The organism is Peteryoungia rhizophila, from assembly GCF_004912145.1.
In the GTDB taxonomy this organism is placed as follows: domain Bacteria; phylum Pseudomonadota; class Alphaproteobacteria; order Rhizobiales; family Rhizobiaceae; genus Allorhizobium; species Allorhizobium rhizophilum.
Genome location: NZ_STGT01000003.1, coordinates 155,815 through 176,942, shown reverse-complemented (window position 1 = coordinate 176,942; position 21,128 = coordinate 155,815). Strand labels below are relative to the sequence as shown.

Here is a 21,128-nt window from a genome sequence, read left to right as displayed (position 1 = left end):
CGACCTGACCGAGTTCGCCGGTAAGGCGCCGGCCTTGTGAAACATTCGAACCGAGGCGGCTCATCGCCTCTCAGCGGCTCTAGACCCTGGCCATAACATACCGCCCCGGCGCGTCGCCGATCGCATTCAGCGCATCCCCGCCCGGCTTGCGCGCCTGCACACGTTCGTCCTCCAGCTTCTCGATCCACACCTGCCAGTGGGGCCACCAGGAGCCGGAGGTCTCCTTCGCATTGGCCATCCAGTCTTCATAAGTGCCGGCAACCTTCCCATTGGTCCAGAACTGATACTTCTGCTTGTCGGGCGGATTGACCACGCCGGCGATATGGCCCGAGCCGGAAACGACGAAATCCACAGGCCCGCCGAACAGGCTGCTGCCGATGAAGACGGATTTCGCTGGCGCGATATGGTCTTCTTTGGTTGCGAGATTGTAGATCGGGATCTTGACGTCGTTGAGCGACAGCGTCTTGCCAGCCAGCTGCATCTTGCCCTGGCTCAGCGTGTTGTTGAGATAGCAGTTGCGCAGATAGAAAGAGTGGTTGGCCGCCGCCATGCGCGTCGAATCGGAGTTCCAGTAGAGCAGGTCGAAGGGCATCGGATCCTGGCCCTTCAGGTAGTTGTTGACGAAATAGGGCCAGATCAGCTCGGAGGCGCGCAGCATGTTGAAGGCAGCTGCCATCTTCGAGCCGTCGAGATAGCCGGTCTCCTTCATTTTCTCTTCGAGTCCCGACAGTTGCTCCTCGTCGACGAAGACCTTGAGGTCGCCGGCATAGGTGAAGTCCACTTGGGTGGTGAAGAGCGTGGCGCTGGCGATGCGCTTGTTTTTCTCCTGCGCATGCAGGGCAAGGGCGGCCGCCAGCAGCGTTCCGCCGACACAATAGCCGATCGCGTTCACTTCTTTTTCGCCGGTCGCCTTCTCCACCGTGTCGAGCGCGAAATCGACACCCTCGCGGATATAGGCCTCCCAGCCCTTGTCCGCATGGCGCTCGTCCGGATTGACCCAGGAGATGACGAAGACCGTGTGGCCCTGGTCGACACACCACTTGATGAAGCTTTTCTGCGGGTTGAGGTCGAGGATGTAGAACTTGTTGATCCAGGGCGGGCAGATGAGGAGAGGGCGCTTCAGCACGCTCTCGGTCGTCGGCTCGTACTGGATGACCTCGCATATGTCGCTCTGGGCAATCACTTTGCCTGGCGTGATCGCCATGTTTTCGCCGACCACGAACTTGCTGGTATCGGTCTGGCGGATACGAAGATCCCCGCCACCCGCGGCGATGTCTTCGGCCAGCATCTGCATGCCCTTGACGAGGTTCGCCCCGCTGCTCTGCACGGTCTCACGATAGAGCTGAGGGTTTGTTGCGACGAAATTGGCGGGCGAAAGTGCTGCCGTGATCTGCCGCATGTAAAAGTTCGCCTTGTGGCGCGTGTGTTCGTCGAGGCCGCCGGCGTCGTTGACCATCTTCTCCGCCCATTGCGACAAAACGAGATAGGTCTGGCGCAGGAAGTCGAAGAAAGGATTCCGCTCCCAGTCCTCGTCGGAGAAGCGCTTGTCCTTGGGCAGCGGATCGGCGAGCGTCTGCTCCGGCGTGGCGAATCGCGCCAGCGATCGGCTCCAGACGCCGAAGACCGCATTGAGCAGATGCGTCTGCGCTTCGAGCGTCCGTTTCGGATCGGACATCCAGTATTCCGCCACCTTGCCCATGATCTTCACGAGCTCTGCGACCGGCTCAGTGACCGGGTCGACGAAGTCACCGGCTTCCCGCGGCTTGAGCCAGACAGTGGCGGCCTTGCCGAGGTTTTCCAGTGCCTTGGCAGCGTTGATGGCGAGCGCTTGCGGATCCTTGATGATGTAGGGTTCGATCAGCTTCGGATCGAACGCGGCACCCGCTTCGGCTTCTTCCCGCGTCCTGTCCATGCCATCCTCCCCAGGATTGTCTGGTGTCTTTTGTGTTTGCCTATCCTGCATGAAAACGACTACAAGTTCCAGCGATTGGCGCATAGTCTTTCGATGAGCATAGACGGTTGCGCCCTTGAGGAATGTCAGTTTTCCGCGAAAACGCGGGCGGTCGGGGCCATGGTTCACAGCAAGATCAGTTTTTCGCATTTCTCCGGCCAGGCGATCCACGTCGCATTTCTAGCGATCATGGCTGGCGCGGGCTGCCAGTCGGCGCCAGCGTCCACGCCGGTCGTCGCCACGACGCCGGCTGCTCTCCAGGTGAATGTCGAAGACCCCGACAACCCAGAGGCCGCAGCGGCCCGTCCGACCTATCCCGACGGCTATCCGAATTTCGCCGGCTCGCTCAGCGCTGCAAGCGTGCAGATGAGCAATGAGGAAGCAACGGCCCTCCAGGCACAGCTGACATCGCTCGGCGCGGCGCGCGAGTCGGGAGCGATCACCGAGGCCGAATATCAGTCGCGGCTCGCCGAACTGCGTCGCCTCGCGGCTCAGCACGGGGCGGAAACGCAGGCGCAGATCACCAATTAAGGCTTGCGCTGCTCGCGTTTTTTTCGCAAAGCAACCAAGGCGTTTTTGACATAAAATTTCGTCGGCGATTCAGGCTTTACGCCGGATTTGCGACAAAATTTCCTGCGAGCGCTCTGATTGGGATATCATCACGCGCATTCGGTTCTGCGGTTCGTTGCGGAGCGTGTGGTCACTGGGAAAACGAGCGCGCCTGCCGCGGTTATGATCCGCGCGGTTTCAGGGGTTGAAGATGGAAGAGTTTCACAAAGTCCGGCGCCTGCCGCCTTACGTTTTCGAACAGGTCAACCGTTTGAAGGCGAGCGCGCGAGCCGGTGGGGCCGACATCATCGACCTCGGCATGGGCAATCCCGATCTTCCGACCCCGCAGGCGATCGTCGACAAGCTCTGCGAAGTGGTTCAGGACCCGCGCACCCACCGTTATTCCTCGTCCAAGGGCATTCCGGGCCTGCGCCGCGCGCAAGCCGCCTACTACGCCCGTCGCTTCAACGTGAAGCTCAACCCGGACACGCAGGTCGTGGCGACGCTGGGCTCGAAGGAAGGCTTCGCCAACATGGCGCAGGCGATCACCGCGCCTGGCGATGTGATCCTCTGCCCGAACCCGACCTATCCGATCCATGCCTTCGGCTTCCTGATGACCGGTGGCGTCATCCGCTCGATCTCGATCGAGCCGGACGAGACCTTCTTCCCGCCGCTCGAACGCGCCGTGAAGCACTCGATCCCGAAGCCGCTGGCGCTGATCATCAACTACCCGTCCAACCCGACGGCCCGGGTCGCGACCCTCGACTTCTACAAGGACGTCATCGCATTCGCGAAGAAGCACGACATCATCGTGCTCTCCGACCTCGCCTATTCGGAAATCTATTTCGACGGCAATCCGCCGCCGTCGGTGCTCGAAGTGCCGGGCGCGATCGACTGCACCGTCGAGTTCACCTCGATGTCGAAAACCTTCTCCATGCCCGGCTGGCGCATGGGCTTTGCCGTCGGCAACGAGCGCCTGATCTCGGCACTGACCCGCGTCAAGTCCTACCTTGACTACGGCGCCTTCACGCCGATCCAGGTGGCAGCGACCCATGCTCTTAACGGTGATGGCTCAGACATTGCCGAGGTGCGCAGCATCTATCACCGCCGCCGCGACGTGATGGTCGAGAGCTTCGGCAAGGCCGGCTTCGAAGTGCCGCCGCCGGCAGCGACCATGTTCGCCTGGGCGAAGATCCCGGAAAAGTTCCGTCATCTCGGTTCGCTGGAATTCTCCAAGCTGCTCGTCGAAAAGGCCGATGTGGCCGTTGCTCCCGGTATCGGCTTTGGCGAAATGGGTGACGAATATGTCCGTCTCGCCCTCGTCGAAAACGAACACCGCATCCGCCAGGCCGCGCGCAACATCAAGAAGTTCTTCTCGACGGCCGACGAGACCATGCACAACGTGATTTCGCTCAACGCCCACCGTTGAGCCCATGTTGCGCCCCAGGCGGTCCCGTCAGGACCGCCTCACTTCCTTTTCGATGACGTCAGGAATGCCCCATGGCGAATGCCCTTAAAATCGGCGTGGCGGGTCTCGGTACCGTCGGTGCCTCGCTCGTCCGTATCCTCCAGACCCGCGCCAGTACGCTGACCGTAGCTTGCGGCCGACCGATCTCGGTTGCGGCCGTCTCGGCCCGTGATGCTTCGAAGGATCGTGGCATCCTGATGGATGGCATCACTTGGTATGCGGATCCGGTGGCAATGGCCAAGGAAGCCGACATCGACGTTTTTGTCGAACTCGTCGGTGGCTCTGAAGGGGCAGCCGAAGACTCGGTCCGTGCGGCGCTCGGGCGCGGCCTGCATGTCGTGACAGCCAACAAGGCACTGCTGTCGCGGCACGGCGTGGAGCTTGCCAAGCTCGCCGAGGAAAAGGGCCGCCTGCTGAATTACGAAGCGGCCGTCGCCGGCGGCATTCCGGTCATCAAGACGCTGCGCGAGTCGCTGACGGGCAATAATTTCTCCCGGATCTACGGGATCATGAACGGCACCTGCAATTACATCCTGACCCGGATGGAACGTGAGGGCCTATCCTTCGCCGATTGCCTCAAGGAGGCCCAGCGGCTCGGTTATGCCGAAGCCGATCCGAGCTTCGACATCGAGGGCAATGATACCGCCCACAAGCTGTCGATCCTGACGACGCTGGCCTTCGGCTGCGAGATTTCGGCCGACAAGATCTACCTCGAAGGCATCACCAACATCTCGATCGAGGACATCCATGCGGCCGCCGACCTCGGCTACCGCATCAAGCTTCTCGGTGTTGCCCAGAAGACCGAAAGCGGCATCGAACAGCGCGTCCATCCGACCATGGTGCCGCTCGACAGCGTGATTGCCCAGGTTGATGGCGTGACCAATGCGGTGGCGCTCGAATCCGACATCCTCGGCGAACTCTTGATGGTCGGCCCTGGCGCCGGCGGCAATGCTACGGCCTCGGCTGTGCTTGGCGACATCACCGATATCGCGAAAAGCCGTCCGGGTGCGCAGGAAGTCCCCGTCCTCGGCCGTCCTGCCCATCTGCTGGAGCCGTATCGCCAGGCTGAAATGCAGAGCCATGAAGGCGGCTACTTCATCCGCCTGACGGTGCAGGATCGGACCGGCGTCTTCGCCAGCATCGCGACCCAGATGGCCGAGAATGCGATCTCGCTCGAATCCATCGTCCAGCATTCCAAGGAGCCGGCCACGCCCGGGCGTCCCCAGACCATCATTCTGGTCACGCATGCCACCATGGAAAGTGCCGTTCGCAAGGCCGTCGATGCGATCAAGCGCGAGGGCTACCTGATCGGCGAACCTCAGGTGATTCGCATCGAACGACCCAAGACCTGAGGCAGCACTCACCCTCCGAGCGGCCGAGTCGGCTGTCGGAGGGGCCGCGATCCACGACAAATCGTCATTAATCTGACGATTTGTGACCTGCGAATGCCTCCTCTCTCGCCAAATGCCCGCGCGCCGCGTATTCTCTCGTCGCTGTCGGGTTCTCGGGGAGGAGCTCATCGATGGGAGTGGGAAACGGGAGCACGCCGTGGCTGGAAGTTGGCGACGGGGCGCTCGATAAGGGTGAACACCCCGGCTGTCGCCCGGAAGCAGACGGCTCCTCGGTTGCGTCGTCGCGGGCGCTGTCGGACTGGACTCTCCTCTTTGCCTTCACGGCAGTTATGATCATTCCATTCGTTCTGGTTGCCTGGCTGATGTCGTGACACGGCGCTTCGCCTGTCGAAGGCGTTTGCCGCCTCTGGTGATTTTCGCTGATCGGTATAGAACGGCGTGGGGCACGCGTGCTCCGCCCGATCCCTGTCTGTGCAGCACAACCGTCCTGCACACCCGCAAAGAGCAGCAATGTCGACCGAACCGGTAGATCCCGTTATCCGCGCCTTCCTCGGTGTCGAGCAATCTGCCAGCGGCCAGCGCTGGATGTCCCGCACAGATCAGGCCGGTCAGAACAGGGCACTCGCCATCAGCCAGTTGCATGCCATCCCCGAACTCGTCGCCCGCGTGCTCGCAGGGCGTGGTGTCGGTGTGGACGAGGCGCCGGCCTTCCTGGACCCGACGATCCGCAACCTCATGCCGGATCCGTCCAAGCTGACCGATTGCGATGCAGCTGCTAAGCGCATTGTTCAGGCGATCGACGGCAAGGAGCGCGTGGCGATCTTCGGCGACTATGACGTCGATGGTGCCGCATCCTCTGCCCTGATGGCTCGTTTCCTCCACCATTTCGGCGTCGAGGCGGAAATCTACATTCCCGACCGCATCTTTGAGGGCTATGGGCCTAATGCCGCTGCCATCGACCAGCTGATCGAGCGCGGTGCCAACCTGCTGATTACCGTCGACTGTGGCTCGACCAGCATCGAGGCGCTGGGGGCTGCCGAGCGGCGCGGCGTTGATGTCGTTGTCATCGACCATCACCAGATGGGCCACGAGATGCCGGTCTGCCATGCCCTGGTCAATCCTAACCGCGAGGATGACTTGTCGGGGCAGGGGCATCTCTGCGCGGCCGGCGTCGTCTTTATGGTGCTGGTCGCCACCTTGCGTCTGCTGCGTGAGGCAGGTCACCCCATTGCGCGCTCGCTCGATTTGATCGCCTGGCTCGACCTCGTGGCACTCGCTACCGTCTGCGACGTGGTGCCGCTGAAAGGGCTGAATCGCGCCTATGTCACCAAGGGCCTGATTGCCGCCCGCCACCAGAACAATGTCGGTCTCGCGGCCCTCTTGCGGGTCGCCGGCATTGGTGGGCCGGTGACGCCTTATCATTTCGGCTTTCTCGTGGGACCGAGAATCAATGCTGGTGGCCGTATCGGCGATGCGGCCCTGGGAAGCCGCCTGCTCACCCTTGATGATGCCGCCGAGGCGGATCAGATCGCGGCCAAGCTTGATGAGCTGAACCGCGAACGGCAGGCCATGGAAGCTATCATGCTGGCGGAAGCCGAGGCCGAAGCCATGGCGGAGTATGGCACCGGCGAAAAAGCCGCAGTGATCCTGACGGCCAAGGAAAACTGGCATCCCGGCATCGTCGGTCTTCTGGCCGCACGGCTCAAGGAGAAGTTCAAGCGGCCTGCCTTCGCGATCGCCTTCGATCCGCTCGGCAAGGGCACCGGCTCAGGCCGCTCGATCAATGGTTTCGATATGGGGCGTATGGTCCGGGCGGCGGTCGACGAGGGGCTTCTGGTCAAAGGCGGCGGCCATGCCATGGCCGCGGGCCTGACGGTGGAGCGGGCGAATCTCGGTCGTTTGCGTGGTTTTTTCGAAGAACAGGCTGCAGCACAGGTGTCTGCGCTTACGGCCAATCAGACGCTGAAGATCGACGGTGCAATCGGCGCATCCGGGGCGACACTTGCGCTGGTCGATCAACTGGAGGCTGCTGGCCCCTATGGATCTGGTCATCCGCAGCCGATCTTTGCGGTACCACTGCACAGGCTGAAGGATGTCCGCCCGGTCGGCACCACGCATATCAAGATCAGCTTGGAAGGTATGGACGGCAAGCGTCTGGAGGGCATCGCCTTCCGAGCCGCCGAGACCGATCTCGGCCATTTCCTGATGAACAATCGCGGGAACCAGATCCACGTTGCGGGCACGCTCAGCGCCGACCACTGGCAGGGCAACAGGCGCGTGCAGTTCCGCATCCTCGACGCCGCAAAGGCGCCGTGAGCTGCAGTGTGTTCAAGCTTTCCAGAAGATCGAAGTGGCACGCCCTAGGGGAGTCGAACCCCTCTTCCCAGAATGAAAATCTGGTGTCCTAACCGATAGACGAAGGGCGCGTGCGCTTCGGTGGCGCCCTTATGGCTGGAACTTGATGCTAGCGCAAGTGGTCTCGCGACCGTTCCGCCGGTTTTTTCCACAAGCATTCCGACACGCATCATCGCAAATACAAACAAGCACTTGGCTTGCCGTCATCCACAGGTTCCGCGATGTCTGAGAGGATCGAAGTGGCACGCCCTAGGGGAGTCGAACCCCTCTTCCCAGAATGAAAATCTGGTGTCCTAACCGATAGACGAAGGGCGCGTGCGCTTCGGTGGCGCCCTTATAGTCAGGCACCGGAATGACCGCAAGCGGAAACTTGCCGATCCTCAAGAGAAAAAAACCGTCTCGCAGGACGGATTAAAACCATGACAGACAGCTGCGAAAATGCAGCGTTCAGGGACGGTTTAATCTGCAAGGGAAGGGAAACGAAGTGGCACGCCCTAGGGGAGTCGAACCCCTCTTCCCAGAATGAAAATCTGGTGTCCTAACCGATAGACGAAGGGCGCGTCTGCTTCGTGGCGCCCTTATAGTCAGGCTGTTCCCGGACCGCAAGCGGCATTTTGGCGTTTCTTGCAAAAAATGTGACAGGAGCGGAGAAGGCTCACCCAAGCAGCAAGAATGTCAGTGATTGGAACGACTTGTCCCGGGAAATTGCCGCCACTTCAAGGCGCGGCGACGTCCTGTTCGGTCTTCTTGCCGCCTTTGAGCATGTCTTTGAGTGAGGGCAGCCAGGCCTTCTTTTTCTTCGACGGCTCGGCATTCGCCACGAGTTCTTCGGCCGGCAAGGGTTCGGCCGGATCGGCCTCTTCCACGGCACCCATCGCCTGCAACTGATCCGGCGTGAGCTGGACCTGCTCGGGCACGCTCGTCTCCGATTCCCGGAGGGCTAGCATTTTTCGCTTCGGCCTGGGGTCGGAGAGCTTTTTCAATATGGGTTCTTCAGTGGAGGTTTGGTCTGTCAATGGAAGCGACCCGGCTGAGGCCGGAGCTTGCTCTTGAAGCGCCTGTTGCTGCATCAGCATCTGTTGTTCGGCAGACGGGCTGAACAGGCTCTTGCGGACTGCATTGACGCCAAGCGTCGGCATCTCGCCGGGCACGAGGCTGCCACTCGGCGCTGCTTCCGCGACGGCCATCGGCGGTGCTGCCGGGTCGGCGGCTGTGCCCGCCTGGTTTCTCTGGCCGGCGGAAAACAGGCTGTTGCTTCCGGGAGCAACGGTCGTCGGCTGCATAGTGAGCTCGCCGAGATTGGCAGGAGGTGAAGCCTGACCTGTCGGCTGCGCTTGTCCCTCGGTCGCCTGTTGCTGGAGGGCCAGCACTTCTGGTGGCGGTTCGGCAATGTCGGTAAATGCGGCTGCGAGTGGCACCGGCTTGCGCTTGAGACGCGCCTGATCCGTCTCGTTTTGGGACGCTTGAGCAACCGGCGCCTCAGCGGCCTGTCCCGAAATGGCGACGACATACGGATCGCGAAATGTTTTTCTGCCCGAGGATGTAGCCGAAGCCTCTTCCGAAGCCGCCGCGTCACCGAGGGACAGCACGTCATCGGCGCTGGTCTGACAGGAGGCGAGAAGCACACCACTCAGAACGGCCAAAAGGCCGAGAGTCGGCCTGCGAGGATCGGAATTGCGGGTCATCTGGCGTCTCCGTCGGTCACCTTCCGGGCAAGGAAAAGGGTCGCCGGGGCGACCCTCGTCTGATGCGGAGACTAGGCGCGCAATCTTGCGCGAGGCGGTGGTCTTTTACCAGGCGCCGGTATTGGCCATCGAAGCCCATGGCTCTGCGGGCGCCAGGTTCTCGCCCTTCTGCAGGATCTCGATCGAGATTCCGTCCGGGGAACGGACAAAGGCCATGTGGCCGTCGCGCGGCGGGCGGTTGATGGTAACGCCGTTGTCCATCAGCGTCTGGCAGATCGCATAGATATCGTCGACCTCGTAGGCGAGATGGCCGAAATTGCGGCCGCCCGCATAGTCTTCTGTGTCCCAGTTGTAGGTGAGTTCCAGGCAGGGGGCCATCTCGGCCTTCGCACGGTCGAGATCCTTGTCGGCAGTCAGGAAGACCAGCGTGAAACGGCCCTTCTCGTTCTCATACCGGCGAATCTCCTTCAGGCCGAACAGGTTGCAGTAGAAGTGCAGCGAGGCTTCGAGGTCCTTCACGCGGACCATGGTGTGTAGATAGCGCATGGATATTCTCCTTTGACCTTGACGATATGGAACAGTCGCCAGCTTCGAGCAAGGCTTCGGCTGCAAAAGCAATTGGTGAAATGTAAAACTAGGGCTTGCGCAGATCCGTTGACCAAATGTTAATCTGAATCTCAAGAATCAGTTAACTGAGCAATGTGACGCGTTTTCGAGGGGCTTGGGGAAATGGCGGACAGGATGGCATCGAAAGGACTCGGCGAGTTCGAGGAACTGTCCGGCGAAGCCGTCGATCTCATTGAGATCACCGGCGTCGTGAAGTGGTTCGATGTCGCCAAGGGGTTCGGCTTCATCGTCCCGGACAACGGCATGCAGGATGTTCTGCTTCATGTCACATGCCTTCGCCGCGACGGCTACCAGACCATTCTCGAAGGCACCCGCATCGTCGCCTTGATCCAGAAGCGTGACCGGGGTTACCAAGCCTTCCGCATTCTCTCCATGGACCAGTCGACCGCCGTACATCCTTCGCAGATGCCGCCGGTTCGCACGCATGTGCAAGTGACGCCGACCAGCGGTCTGGAACGCGCGCTCGTCAAGTGGTTCAACCGCACCAAAGGCTTCGGGTTCCTGACGCGCGGCGAGGGTACGGAAGATATCTTCGTCCACATGGAAACGCTCCGCCGCTTTGGCCTGACAGAACTTCGGCCAGGCCAGACGGTCCTGGTCCGCTTCGGACCGGGTGACAAGGGTCTGATGGCCGCAGAGATCCATCCGGACAATCCGGGCCCGGCCGCACGTGCGCACTGAGCCGATGACCCCCTTTGTGACCATATTGAGAAGCGCCTTCGTGGCGCTTCTTGCGTTTTTCTATATGGCCGACGTCGCGATGAGCGACGTTCTCTTCGAGCGCGGTCAGCTCGCCTTCGAAACCACGGCCGGGGAGAGAATCACGATCGACGTGGAATGGGCGCTCACCACCGAGCAGCGGGCGAGGGGGCTCATGGAGCGGCCCGCCCTTGCAGATCGAACGGGCATGCTCTTCGATTTTGGCGAAACCCGCATGGTCACGATGTGGATGGCCAACACGCCTGCGTCCCTCGACATGATCTTCATCACAGAAGCCGGGAGAATCGTCAGAATCGCCGAACGCACGACGCCGCTCTCCGAATCGATTGTCTCGTCGGGCGAACCCATCCGTTACGCGTTGGAGATTCGAGGTGGCCACGCCAAGGAACTGGGCCTCGACACCACCGCACACCTCGTATTGCCGCTCGACCTGCCGAAATGATCGCGGCGACGGTTTCGGTAGAAAAATCAGCGCCTGTAAAACCGCTTTTTTACTGTTGCGGCTGCAGGGGGAACCGTGTATTCCGGCTTCATTGCTGGAACGGAGTGTAGCGCAGCCTGGTAGCGCATCTGGTTTGGGACCAGAGGGTCGGGAGTTCGAATCTCTCCACTCCGACCAGCAATCAAAAGTCGCCGGCAACGGCGACCGGGAAGTATGCGGCAGGCTGCGATGCCGCGAAGTCTTGGAGATGGATGAGACCATGTCTGCGAAGATCTACCGCCCCGCGAAAACCGCCATGCAGTCCGGTAAGGCCAAGACCCATCTCTGGGTTCTGGAATTCGACCAGTCGGCGCCGCGCAAGATCGACCCGATGATGGGCTACACCACCTCCGGAGATACACGCCAGCAGGTGAAGCTGACCTTCGAGAGCCTTGAACAGGCCGAAGCCTATGCACAGCGTGAAGGCATCGAATACCGCGTGATCCTGCCCAAGGAAGCCAAGCGCCAGGTCGTCTCCTATACCGACAATTTCCGCTATAATCGCCTGCAGCCCTGGACGCACTGATCCGATCTCGGCAGTACTTTCCGGCCCAGAGACGGTCCCTTAGCTCAGCTGGATAGAGCAAGTGCCTTCTAAGCACTAGGTCGTAGGTTCGAGCCCTACAGGGATCGCCATTCCTCTGTGATGTTGCTGATAATCAAGATCTTTCGCGCTACCGAACAGCTCTCCTGTACTTCGGATTGGCCAGAGTCGTCCCTGCACACTCCCATTCCACTGCTGTGTGCAGAAACGGAACGCTCCTGCCAATTTTTCCCCGCCGCCAACCTTTCGGAAACTCTTGGTCGTCATGATGGTGCTCACGAGAGGTTAACCATGTCCAGTCGCACCGCCAGTTCCCGCCGCGCGCCCGCAAAACGCCGTAAGTCGAGCCGTTCATCCGGCGGCCAGGGCATGACCACCTGGCTGGTTATGCTCGGTCTCGTCGCCGGCGGCATCGCGCTCTATGACAACAGGGCGAGCGTGCTGAAGGAAGTGACCCCGTTCCTGTCGCGTGACAAGCCTGCGGCTTCTCGCTCTGAAGCCAAGGCGGAGCCCCGTCGTGAGCGCGATAAGGCTCCTGCTGCGCGCACCGCTTCAAATGCGAAATCCGCGCCCGTGCCACCCGCAGCGGTCGGCGTGACCAAAGCTGTCGTCCCGGTATCGAGACCAGCCGTCGCAGCCGGCACCGACGGGCCACTGATGGGAGAAAATTTCGCCGCCAAGTTCTATTTCTGCGGCACGTCCGGCCTCGACAACTGCGTCATGACCGGCGACACCTTCTGGTACAAGAAGACCAAGGTCGTGCTGGCTGATATCGCGGCGCCACGGACGGATGGCGCGGCCTGCCAGCAGGAGCGCGATCGTGGTTTTGCCGCCAAGGTTCGGCTGAAGGATCTGTTGAGCTCCGGCCGCTTCGATCTGGAGACCTTGAAGACGGCCGGTCCGGGCGCCGCGCCGGGTGTGCTGCGCGTCGCGACTCGCAACGGTCGCTCGCTGGGCTCGATCCTAGTATCCGAGGGCCTCGCCAAGCCCCGTATGGCGCGCCAGCAGGGCTGGTGCCCGTAAATCCCGGCATCGACAGTCTGATAAAGAAAGAGCCCGCCGCGAGGATCGCAGCGGGCTTTTTCTTTTAGACGGACAGTGAACCTCAGTGCAGGATCTGGCTGAGGAACAGCTTGGTACGTTCGTGCTGCGGATTGTCAAAGAACTCGGCCGGCGCGTTCTGCTCGACGATCTGCCCCTGGTCCATGAAGATGACGCGGTCGGCAACCTGTCGGGCGAAGCCCATTTCATGCGTGACGCAGATCATGGTCATGCCTTCTTCGGCCAGACCCACCATGGTGTCGAGCACTTCCTTGACCATCTCAGGGTCGAGAGCCGAGGTCGGCTCGTCGAACAGCATGATCTTCGGCTTCATGCAGAGCGCACGGGCGATTGCCACGCGCTGCTGCTGGCCGCCGGAGAGCTGGCCGGGATATTTGTTGGCCTGCTCCGGGATCTTGACGCGATTGAGGAAGTGCATCGCCACTTCCTCTGCATCCTTTTTCGGCATCTTGCGCACCCAGATCGGGGCTAGCGTGCAGTTCTCCAGGATGGTGAGGTGAGGGAAGAGGTTGAAGTGCTGGAACACCATGCCGACTTCGCGCCGAACTTCGTCGATCTTCTTGAGGTCGCTCGTCAGTTCGATGTTGTCCACCAGGATGTTGCCCGTCTGGTGTTCCTCGAGGCGATTGATGCAGCGGATCATGGTCGATTTGCCGGATCCGGATGGTCCGGCAACAACGATGCGTTCGCCCTTCATCACCTTGAGGTTGATGTCTCGCAGCACGTGGAAATCACCGTACCACTTGTTCATGTTGATCAGTTCGACCGCAACGTCGGTGCCCGACACGGTCTTCTTAGCGGAATTGGCTTCAGCCATGGTTGTTCCCCTTGTTCTCAGTGCTTGTGACCGGTGTCGAGATGCCGCTCCATAAAGGCGGAGTAGCGCGACATGCCGAAGCAGAAGATCCAGAATACGAAGCCGGCGAAGATCAGACCCGTGAGCGGTGTCACGGGCGTGGCCCAGGTGGCGTCGGTGAAGTTGAGACGGACGATCCCGAGGAGATCGAACATGCCGATGATCGACACGAGCGAGGTATCCTTGAACAGTCCGATGAAGGTGTTGACGATGCCCGGAATGACCAGCTTGATTGCCTGCGGCAGGATGATCAGGCGAACCTTTTGCCAGTAGGAGAGGCCGAGCGAATCCGCACCCTCATACTGTCCCTTCGGGATTGCCTGCAGACCGCCGCGCACCACTTCCGCCATATAGGCGGAGGCGAAGAGCGACACGCCGACAAGTGCACGCAGGAAGTTGTCGATCGTCCAGCCCGTCGGCATGAAGAGCGGCAGCATCACGTTTGCCATGAAGAGCACCGTGATCAGCGGGACGCCGCGCACCACTTCGATGAAGACGACGCAGATCATCTTGATGACCGGCATGTCCGACCGGCGCCCGAGCGCCAGCAGGATGCCAAGCGGCAGTGAGACTGCGATACCGACAAAGGACAGGATCAGCGTCACCATCAGGCCGCCCCAGAGCGGGGTTTCCACTTCCGAGAGGCCGAACCCGCCATGCAGCAGGAAGAAGGCGACGACCGGGAAGATGACGAAGAGCAGGAGCGCGTTCAGTCCCTTGCGGGGTGCCTTCGGGATGAGCATCGGCACCAGGAGCGCCACGAACATCAACCCGACGAGAATGACGCGCCAGCGTTCTTCGAGCGGATAGCGCCCGAAGATGAATTGCGAGAAGCGGCTCTCGACGAAGGCCCAGCAGGCGCCCTTCCAGCCATCCGGCTGGATGCCGCCCTGTGCAAGGGTGGCGCAGACCGAGCGATCGGCACCGAACCAAGCGGCATCGAAGAACAGGAAGTTCAACGAACCCGGCAGGATGAGGACGAGCACAGCGAGACCGATCAGGGTCAGGATGATGTCCTTGGGTGTCGCGAGCAGGTTCTTCTTGATCCATCCGCCGACGCTTCCTTCGGAAGTGGGGGCGGGAAGGGGAGCCAGCATTTCCTGGCGAACATACGTTACGTTTTGTGCCATGATCAACGCTCCACCAGTGCCATCTTGGCATTGAACCAGTTCATGAAGAGCGAGGTTATGATGCTGATGGAAAGATAGACGACCAGCCAGATCGACACGATTTCGATCGCTTGGCCTGTCTGGTTCATGGTGGTGCCACCTGTCGACACCAGTTCCGGAAAGCCGACGGCGACCCCGAGTGAGGAGTTCTTGGTCAGGTTCAGATACTGGCTGGTGAGTGGTGGGATGATGATGCGCATGGCCTGCGGCACGACGACGAGGCGTGTCGTTGTGGAAGGCTGAATGCCAAGTGCCGATGCGGCCTCGGTCTGGCCCTTCGACACACCCTTGATGCCGGCGCGGATGATTTCCGCGATGAAGGCGGCCGTGTAGAAGGAGAGCGCCAAATAGAGAGCGACGAATTCGGGGGCGATGACGGCGCCGCCCGACATATTGAAGCGGCTGGCGACGGGGTAGTCGAAGGTGAGCGGTGCGCCGACGGCGATAAAGGCGACGATCGGCAGGCCGAGGATCAGGCCGAAAGCGACACGGCCGGTCGGAAAGATCTGGCCGGTCTTCATCTGGCGTGCCTTGGCCCAGCGGGCAACGACGATCGCCGCGACGATGCCTATCAGCAGAGCGATCGGAATGACGCTCGAGCCTTCACCCCAGAGCGGCTTCGGAAAAGCGAGGCCACGATTGTTGAGGAAGGTCGAGAACGGCAGTTCGAGCGAGTCCCGCGGCTGCGGCAGTGTCGCGAGGACGCCTGAATACCAAAAGAAGATGACGAGCAGCGGCGGCAGGTTGCGGAAAGCTTCTACATAGACCGTGCAGAGCTTGGCGATCAGCCAGTTCCGCGACAGGCGACCGACGCCGATGATGAAGCCGATGACGGTTGCCGTGATTATACCGGTTGCCGCGATCAGCAGCGTGTTCAAGAGGCCGACGAGGATCGCGCGACCATAGGTCGAATTCGAAGAGTAGGCGATCAGGCTCTGCCCGATATCAAAGCCGGCGCGGCCCTTGAGGAAATCATAGCCCGAGGCGGTGTTGCTTCGAGCAAGGTTTTCGATGGTGTTGTTCGCTATGGTCCAGACGATAAACGTCATGATGGCGATCGTAGCGACCTGAAAGAAGATGGATCTTGCTTTCGGGTCGTAGATCAGGGAGCCAAGGCTCTGCCGTTCGGCAGGCAAACTGGTGGCGTGATCTGTCATGCTGTGCCAAATCCCCGAGGCTTCTTTGAGCCCTAAACTGTTATTGGTTTTTCAAGACAGCCGGCATTCTCTAATGTCGCTGCTGACCACAGCGTGTGTGCCGGTCTGAACACGTGGTCCCGATATGCGCGAGGCGGCTTTCGCCGCCTCGCAATCGTCAGTCAGGTCTTAGCGGACCGGCGGTGCGTACTGCAGGCCACCCTTGGTCCACAGCGCGTTCACGCCGCGTTCGATCTTGAGCGGGGTGCTGGCGCCGATGTTGCGCTCGAACACTTCACCGTAGTTACCGACGCCCTTGATGATGTTGTAGGCCCAGTCATTGGTCAGGCCGAGGTCGGTACCGATCTTGGTGTCGGCTTCGGAGCCGAGGAAGCGCTTGATATCAGGGTTGGTCGTGGAGGACTTGATCTCGTCGACGTTTGCCTGGGTGATGCCGAATTCTTCGGCCTGTACCAGAGCGTAATGCGTCCAAGAAACGATGTCGAACCACTGGTCGTCACCCTGGCGAACGGCCGGGCCAAGCGGCTCCTTCGAGATGATTTCCGGCAGAATGACGTGATCATCCGGGTTGGTGAGCGTCAGACGCAGCGAATAAAGGCCCGACTGGTCAGTCGTGTAGACGTCGCAACGGCCGGCCTGATAGGCAGCGTTGACTTCTTCGAGCTTTTCGAAAACGACCGGCTTGTATTCGAGGTTGTTGGCCTGGAAGTAGTCGGCGAGGTTCAGTTCGGTCGTGGTGCCCGACTGAACGCAGACGGCGGCGCCGGAGAGTTCCAGGGCAGAGTTGACGTTCAGGCCCTTGGTGACCATGAAGCCCTGGCCGTCATAGTAGTTGACGGTGCGGAAGTTGAAGCCGAGCGCGGTGTCGCGGCTGATGGTCCAGGTGGTGTTACGGGCGAGCATGTCGACTTCGCCGGACTGCAGTGCCGTGAAGCGGCTCTGAGCGGTGGTCGGCGTGTACTTCACCTTGGTGGCATCGCCGAAGACTGCGGCGGCAACGGCCTTGCAGTAATCGACGTCGAAGCCGGTCCAATTACCAGCTGCGTCCGGCGAAGCAAAGCCGGCCAGACCCGTGTTCACGCCGCACTGTACGAAACCCTTGGCCTTCACGTCATCGAGCACCGCAGCGGAAGCTGCGGACGCGCCAAAACCCAGGACCGCAGCGCCAATGGCGGCTGACAGGAACTTGTTGTTCATTTTTCCCAACCTTTTTTCTCTTGTTGTATGCCAGCGACGGCCTGCTGCCCAAATCCGGCAGCGCGCGTCGGCTCACGGCCTCCCGGTGCGAGCCTTCATATCTCAGTCGCAAATGCTTGCAGGGTCAAGTCTTTATGCCGCAGATCGGCCACAAAAGCGCGATTTTGCCAAATTCGCCCTCCAAATAGGCAAAAATGTGTGGTTTTTAGCCCGAAGTGATGAAAATCACGCCTTTTTGCCTGTGCTCATATGCGTGAACTGCAAGACTTGCGTTTCGGATCACAGAATTGTGCAACTTGACCGCCTCTGTCTCAAGCGCGAAAACCAGGGTATCTGAGCGTGAGGAATCGCAATCCATGAGCAAATCCAAAGACTGGCTGGCTACCGCCGGCACCGACACGAAACTGTGCCATATCGGCTATGATCCGAGTGACTACCACGGCTTCGTCAATCCGCCGGTCGTTCATGCCTCGACGGTTCTCTTTCCCAATGCGAGGGCGATGGAAACGCGTTCACAGCCTTACACCTATGGAACCCGGGGCACGCCGACCACGGATGCCCTTTGTCGTGCGATCGACGAGCTCGAAGGCTCGGCCGGCACGATCTTGGTTCCGTCGGGTCTGGCAGCGATCACCGTGCCCTTCCTCGCCTTCCTGTCGGCGGGCGACCACGCGCTCATCGTCGATTCTGTCTATTCGCCTTGCCGCCACTTTTGCGACACGATGCTGACCCGGCTCGGCGTCGAGGTTGAATATTACGATCCGGAGATCGGCGCCGACATCGAGCGCCTGATCCGGCCGAGCACAAAGCTCGTGCACACCGAAGCGCCCGGTTCCAACACGATGGAGATGCAGGATATTTGCGCGATCTCCGAGGCGGCTCACAAACATGGCTGCGTGGTGACCATCGACAACACCTGGGCAACGCCGCTCTACTTCAAGGCGCTCGATTTCGGCGCCGACGTGACGATCCATGCCGCGACCAAGTATCCGTCGGGCCATTCGGACATCCTGATGGGCACCGTCTCGGCCAATGCGAAACACTGGCAGGTGCTCAAGGAAGCCAACATCACGCTTGGCATCTGCGGCGCCCCCGATGACAGCTACCAGATCCTGCGCGGCCTGCGCACCATGGGTCTCCGTCTCGAGCATCACTACAAGAGCGCTCTCTCGGTCGCGCGTTGGCTTGAGGCACGCGATGACGTGGCGCGTGTCCTGCATCCGGCGCTCGAATCCTTCCCGGGGCATGCCATCTGGAAGCGCGACTTCAAGGGGGCAAGCGGCGTCTTTTCCTTCGTGCTGCCCGCGCCGTCGCCGGACAGGATCAAGCCGAAGGCGCATGCCTTCCTCGATGCGCTGCAGATCTTCGGCCTCGGCTGGTCCTGGGGCGGATATGAAAGCCTGGCGGTGCAGGTGAATCTCGAGGACCGCAAGATCCGCAAGGGCCCGACCGATGGTGCCGTGATCCGTCTGCAGATCGGCCTGGAGAATGTCGAGGACATCATGGCCGATCTAGACCGTGGTTTTGCTGCGGCGGCGGCCGTCTGACGAACAAGGCCAGCTATCAGTCGCCGATCTGGTGGCCATAGAGCCAGTCTAGATCGGCGGCGAGCTTTTCTGGGGGGCGCAGGGACAGCACGAGATCGCGCCCGATCCGGAAAGGACCACGGGCGTGATAGGCGAAGCGGTTGAAATCTCCGCGGGTCTTGACCCGGGCGGCACGCGCCTTGCGCTCGGTCGAAAAACTCGCGAGCGCTGAGGGCATGGGCGCGCGCGCGACGTGGGCCGCGAGCGAAAACGCGTCCTCGATGGCCATCGCTGCCCCCTGGGCGGAGAATGGCATCATCGCGTGAGCCGCATCACCGATCAGCACGGTATCCCGACCATTGTGCCAATTGCCGTCCGAAGCCTGGTAGAGCGGCCAGAAGGTCGGCTTCTCCGCGCCGGCGAGAATTGTCCTGATGTCGCGATGCCAGCCTGAGAATTGTTCGAGCAGCATGGCCCGCCGCGCTGCATCCGCATCGATCGCCCAGCTCTCGTCGCTCCTCGTACCGGCGGCGATCGCCACGAGATTGAAACCGTCGATTTCCTTCAGCGGATAGCTCACGAGATGTGCTTTGGCGCCAAGATAGGCCGTCACACCGTTTCGCGACAGAAACGCGGGGGCGGCATCCCGGGCGATGGTGAAGCGCCAGGCGATGTTGCCGGAGAAGCTGACGCTGGGGCTGCCGGCGACGGCCTCCCGGGCGACCGACCAGGCACCATCGGCACCGATGACGAGGTCCGGCTTTCGATCGGTGATCGAGGCCAGCGCATCCGCCCCGATTCCCTGAACGCGTTGGCCGAGATGCAGGTGGCAGAGAGGTTGATTGAGCGCGGCGCGCAGCAAGCCCTGCTGCAGCGTTGAGCGATGCAGGACGCCATAGGGGTGGCCCCAGCGCTTCCGAGCGAAGTCACCGGCCGGAACTTCGGCGAGGTGCCTGAGATCCTTGCCGGAGACGAGGCTTATGGAGCGAGGCTCGAACCAGTGGCGTTCGAGTTCGGCAAGCACACCGAGAGAATCGAGCACTCGCGTGGCATTCGGTGAGAGTTGCAGGCCCGCGCCGACCTCCCCCAGTTGTGGTGCCTGCTCGATAATGTCGGATGAAATGCCCTTTCGTGCGAGAGAAAGGGCAGCCGTCAGGCCTGCCACCCCGGCTCCGACAATGGCGGCGTGCTTGATGGACATGGGAGTTATGCCGATCGTGACGCCGCGGTCACGCCGCCTTGACGTGGAAGACGCAGCCGGGCGGGTTGGTCTGTTCGGCCTTCAGGCTCGGATTGTAGCGGAAGAGCGTCGAGCAGTAGGAGCAGACCTTTTCGTTGTCATGCCCCATGTCGATGAAGATATGCGGATGGTCGTACGGCACGGAGGCGCCGGTGCACATGAATTCCTTCACGCCGACTTCGATCACGCGATGACCGCCGTCGTTCTGGAAATGGGGAATGCTGTGGCCGGCCATGTCTTGCTCCGAGAATGCTTTGCGAATTTGCGCGGACATTAGCGCCGTCCTTGCGAAAAGTGTAGAGCCGGCAGCGGGCAAAAGTCACAGAAAATCCGCCTGCGGCAATTGATGTCAGGAAGCTGTTGGCTATGGTTGCGGCCCCAAGGCCATAAGGACCACTTCATGAATCTCGACGCGCCGCCGTTTTCCAACTTCCGCAACGAAGGCCTCGAACTCGCCTATTTCGACGATGGCGAACCGGCCGGTGAGCCGATCCTGCTGATTCACGGGTTCGCATCCTCGGCAAACGTCAACTGGGTCTATCCCGGCTGGTTGCGCACGCTGGGCGATGCCGGTTACCGCGTGATCGCGCTCGACAATCGCGGCCATGGTGCAAGCGCCAAACCGCATGATCCGGAAGCCTATCATCCGTCGTCCATGGCTGGAGACGCCGCCGCTCTGCTCACCCATCTCGGCATCGCCGACGCCCATGTCATCGGCTATTCGATGGGGGCGCGCATTTCCGCCTTCCTCGCGATCGAGCATCCCGACCGCGTACGCTCGCTGGTCTTCGGTGGTCTGGGCATCGGCATGTGCGATGGTGTGGGCGATTGGGATCCGATCGCCGACGCGCTGCTCGCCCCGTCGCTGGACGACGTGGACCATGAACGTGGGCGCATGTTCCGCGCTTTCGCCGACCAGACGAAGTCGGACCGGCTGGCGCTCGCTGCTTGCATCAGAACATCGCGGGATCTGGTACGACGTGAGGACATCGCAAAGGTCGAGATCCCGACGCTGATTGGCGTGGGAACGAAGGATGACATTGCCGGCTCTCCGCATGAGTTGGCCGAACTGATGCCGCGCGCCGTAGCTCTCGACATCCCGAACCGGGACCACATGCTCGCCGTCGGAGACCGCGTCTTCAAGAAGGCCGCACTGGATTTCTACGCCGAACTTGCGGCGCGCTGACCC

Annotated in this window: 20 protein-coding genes and 5 tRNA genes; 13 read left to right on the top strand and 12 right to left on the bottom strand. The window is 61.1% G+C overall.

Going from position 1 to position 21,128, the window contains the following annotated elements; genetic code table 11:
• Window positions 1-79 precede the first annotated feature (79 nt).
• Window positions 80-1,912 (bottom strand): PHA/PHB synthase family protein, encoded by a 1,833-nt coding sequence (locus tag E9677_RS11785; RefSeq protein WP_136558304.1) that lies wholly within the window; start codon window positions 1,910-1,912, stop codon window positions 80-82.
• Between the two features lie 159 nt (window positions 1,913-2,071).
• Here E9677_RS11785 and E9677_RS11780 point away from each other — a divergent pair, with 159 nt between their 5' ends.
• The 5 genes from E9677_RS11780 (at window position 2,072) to recJ (ending at window position 7,636) form a co-directional block, all read left to right on the top strand.
• The gene (locus E9677_RS11780; RefSeq protein ID WP_235882935.1) at window positions 2,072-2,482 is read left to right on the top strand and encodes an SHOCT domain-containing protein; all 411 of its coding nucleotides are present in this window, start codon (window positions 2,072-2,074) and stop codon (window positions 2,480-2,482) included.
• A 229-nt stretch (window positions 2,483-2,711) separates the two neighbouring features.
• A complete protein-coding gene (locus tag E9677_RS11775) occupies window positions 2,712-3,929 on the top strand; it encodes an LL-diaminopimelate aminotransferase (RefSeq protein ID WP_136558302.1) in 1,218 nt (405 codons plus the stop codon).
• 71 nt (window positions 3,930-4,000) lie between these two features.
• Window positions 4,001-5,320, top strand: a complete 1,320-nt coding sequence (locus E9677_RS11770; RefSeq protein ID WP_136558301.1) for a homoserine dehydrogenase — start codon at window positions 4,001-4,003, stop codon at window positions 5,318-5,320.
• Between the two features lie 170 nt (window positions 5,321-5,490).
• A complete protein-coding gene (locus tag E9677_RS11765; protein WP_136558300.1) occupies window positions 5,491-5,691 on the top strand; it encodes a hypothetical protein in 201 nt (66 codons plus the stop codon).
• A gap of 139 nt (window positions 5,692-5,830) precedes the next feature.
• Window positions 5,831-7,636, top strand: coding sequence for a single-stranded-DNA-specific exonuclease RecJ (recJ, locus tag E9677_RS11760; RefSeq protein ID WP_136558299.1), 1,806 nt, complete (start codon window positions 5,831-5,833; stop codon window positions 7,634-7,636).
• 35 nt (window positions 7,637-7,671) lie between these two features.
• Here recJ and E9677_RS11755 read toward each other — a convergent pair.
• From E9677_RS11755 to gloA, 5 genes are all read right to left on the bottom strand, one after another.
• A tRNA-Glu gene (locus E9677_RS11755) sits at window positions 7,672-7,746 on the bottom strand.
• Window positions 7,747-7,915: 169 nt separating this feature from the next.
• Window positions 7,916-7,990 (bottom strand) — tRNA-Glu (locus tag E9677_RS11750).
• Window positions 7,991-8,160: 170 nt separating this feature from the next.
• A tRNA-Glu gene (locus tag E9677_RS11745) sits at window positions 8,161-8,235 on the bottom strand.
• Between the two features lie 156 nt (window positions 8,236-8,391).
• Window positions 8,392-9,360, bottom strand: a complete 969-nt coding sequence (locus tag E9677_RS11740; RefSeq protein WP_136558298.1) for a hypothetical protein — start codon at window positions 9,358-9,360, stop codon at window positions 8,392-8,394.
• 105 nt (window positions 9,361-9,465) lie between these two features.
• Window positions 9,466-9,906 (bottom strand): lactoylglutathione lyase, encoded by a 441-nt coding sequence (gene gloA / locus E9677_RS11735; protein ID WP_136558297.1) that lies wholly within the window; start codon window positions 9,904-9,906, stop codon window positions 9,466-9,468.
• Between the two features lie 183 nt (window positions 9,907-10,089).
• Between gloA and E9677_RS11730 the strand changes: the two genes are divergently transcribed.
• From E9677_RS11730 to E9677_RS11705, 6 genes are all read left to right on the top strand, one after another.
• Window positions 10,090-10,668: a cold-shock protein gene (locus E9677_RS11730; RefSeq protein WP_136558296.1), complete on the top strand. Its 579-nt coding sequence runs from the start codon at window positions 10,090-10,092 to the stop codon at window positions 10,666-10,668.
• Window positions 10,669-10,732: 64 nt separating this feature from the next.
• Complete coding sequence (locus tag E9677_RS11725) at window positions 10,733-11,149, top strand: DUF192 domain-containing protein (protein WP_235882934.1); 417 nt, start codon at window positions 10,733-10,735, stop codon at window positions 11,147-11,149.
• Between the two features lie 100 nt (window positions 11,150-11,249).
• Window positions 11,250-11,326 (top strand) — tRNA-Pro (locus tag E9677_RS11720).
• A gap of 82 nt (window positions 11,327-11,408) precedes the next feature.
• Window positions 11,409-11,714, top strand: coding sequence for an ETC complex I subunit (locus E9677_RS11715; protein WP_168801197.1), 306 nt, complete (start codon window positions 11,409-11,411; stop codon window positions 11,712-11,714).
• 33 nt (window positions 11,715-11,747) lie between these two features.
• Window positions 11,748-11,824, top strand: a tRNA-Arg gene (locus E9677_RS11710).
• A gap of 199 nt (window positions 11,825-12,023) precedes the next feature.
• Entirely contained in the window at window positions 12,024-12,755 is a 732-nt protein-coding gene (locus tag E9677_RS11705; protein WP_136558293.1) for a nuclease, read from the top strand.
• An 82-nt stretch (window positions 12,756-12,837) separates the two neighbouring features.
• Here the strand turns inward: E9677_RS11705 and E9677_RS11700 are convergent, their stop codons facing one another.
• From E9677_RS11700 to E9677_RS11685, 4 genes are all read right to left on the bottom strand, one after another.
• The gene (locus tag E9677_RS11700; protein WP_136558292.1) at window positions 12,838-13,611 is read right to left on the bottom strand and encodes an amino acid ABC transporter ATP-binding protein; all 774 of its coding nucleotides are present in this window, start codon (window positions 13,609-13,611) and stop codon (window positions 12,838-12,840) included.
• A 17-nt stretch (window positions 13,612-13,628) separates the two neighbouring features.
• A complete protein-coding gene (locus E9677_RS11695) occupies window positions 13,629-14,780 on the bottom strand; it encodes an amino acid ABC transporter permease (protein WP_136558291.1) in 1,152 nt (383 codons plus the stop codon).
• Window positions 14,781-14,782: 2 nt separating this feature from the next.
• The gene (locus tag E9677_RS11690; RefSeq protein WP_136558290.1) at window positions 14,783-15,976 is read right to left on the bottom strand and encodes an amino acid ABC transporter permease; all 1,194 of its coding nucleotides are present in this window, start codon (window positions 15,974-15,976) and stop codon (window positions 14,783-14,785) included.
• Window positions 15,977-16,144: 168 nt separating this feature from the next.
• Entirely contained in the window at window positions 16,145-17,173 is a 1,029-nt protein-coding gene (locus tag E9677_RS11685) for an amino acid ABC transporter substrate-binding protein (protein WP_136558289.1), read from the bottom strand.
• Between the two features lie 356 nt (window positions 17,174-17,529).
• Here E9677_RS11685 and E9677_RS11680 point away from each other — a divergent pair, with 356 nt between their 5' ends.
• Entirely contained in the window at window positions 17,530-18,720 is a 1,191-nt protein-coding gene (locus E9677_RS11680; RefSeq protein WP_136558288.1) for a cystathionine beta-lyase, read from the top strand.
• A 16-nt stretch (window positions 18,721-18,736) separates the two neighbouring features.
• Here the strand turns inward: E9677_RS11680 and E9677_RS11675 are convergent, their stop codons facing one another.
• Entirely contained in the window at window positions 18,737-19,900 is a 1,164-nt protein-coding gene (locus E9677_RS11675) for an FAD-dependent monooxygenase (protein ID WP_136558287.1), read from the bottom strand.
• Between the two features lie 28 nt (window positions 19,901-19,928).
• The gene (locus tag E9677_RS11670; RefSeq protein ID WP_136558286.1) at window positions 19,929-20,174 is read right to left on the bottom strand and encodes a zinc-finger domain-containing protein; all 246 of its coding nucleotides are present in this window, start codon (window positions 20,172-20,174) and stop codon (window positions 19,929-19,931) included.
• 165 nt (window positions 20,175-20,339) lie between these two features.
• Between E9677_RS11670 and E9677_RS11665 the strand changes: the two genes are divergently transcribed.
• Window positions 20,340-21,125, top strand: a complete 786-nt coding sequence (locus tag E9677_RS11665) for an alpha/beta fold hydrolase (RefSeq protein ID WP_136558285.1) — start codon at window positions 20,340-20,342, stop codon at window positions 21,123-21,125.
• Window positions 21,126-21,128: the final 3 nt, after the last annotated feature.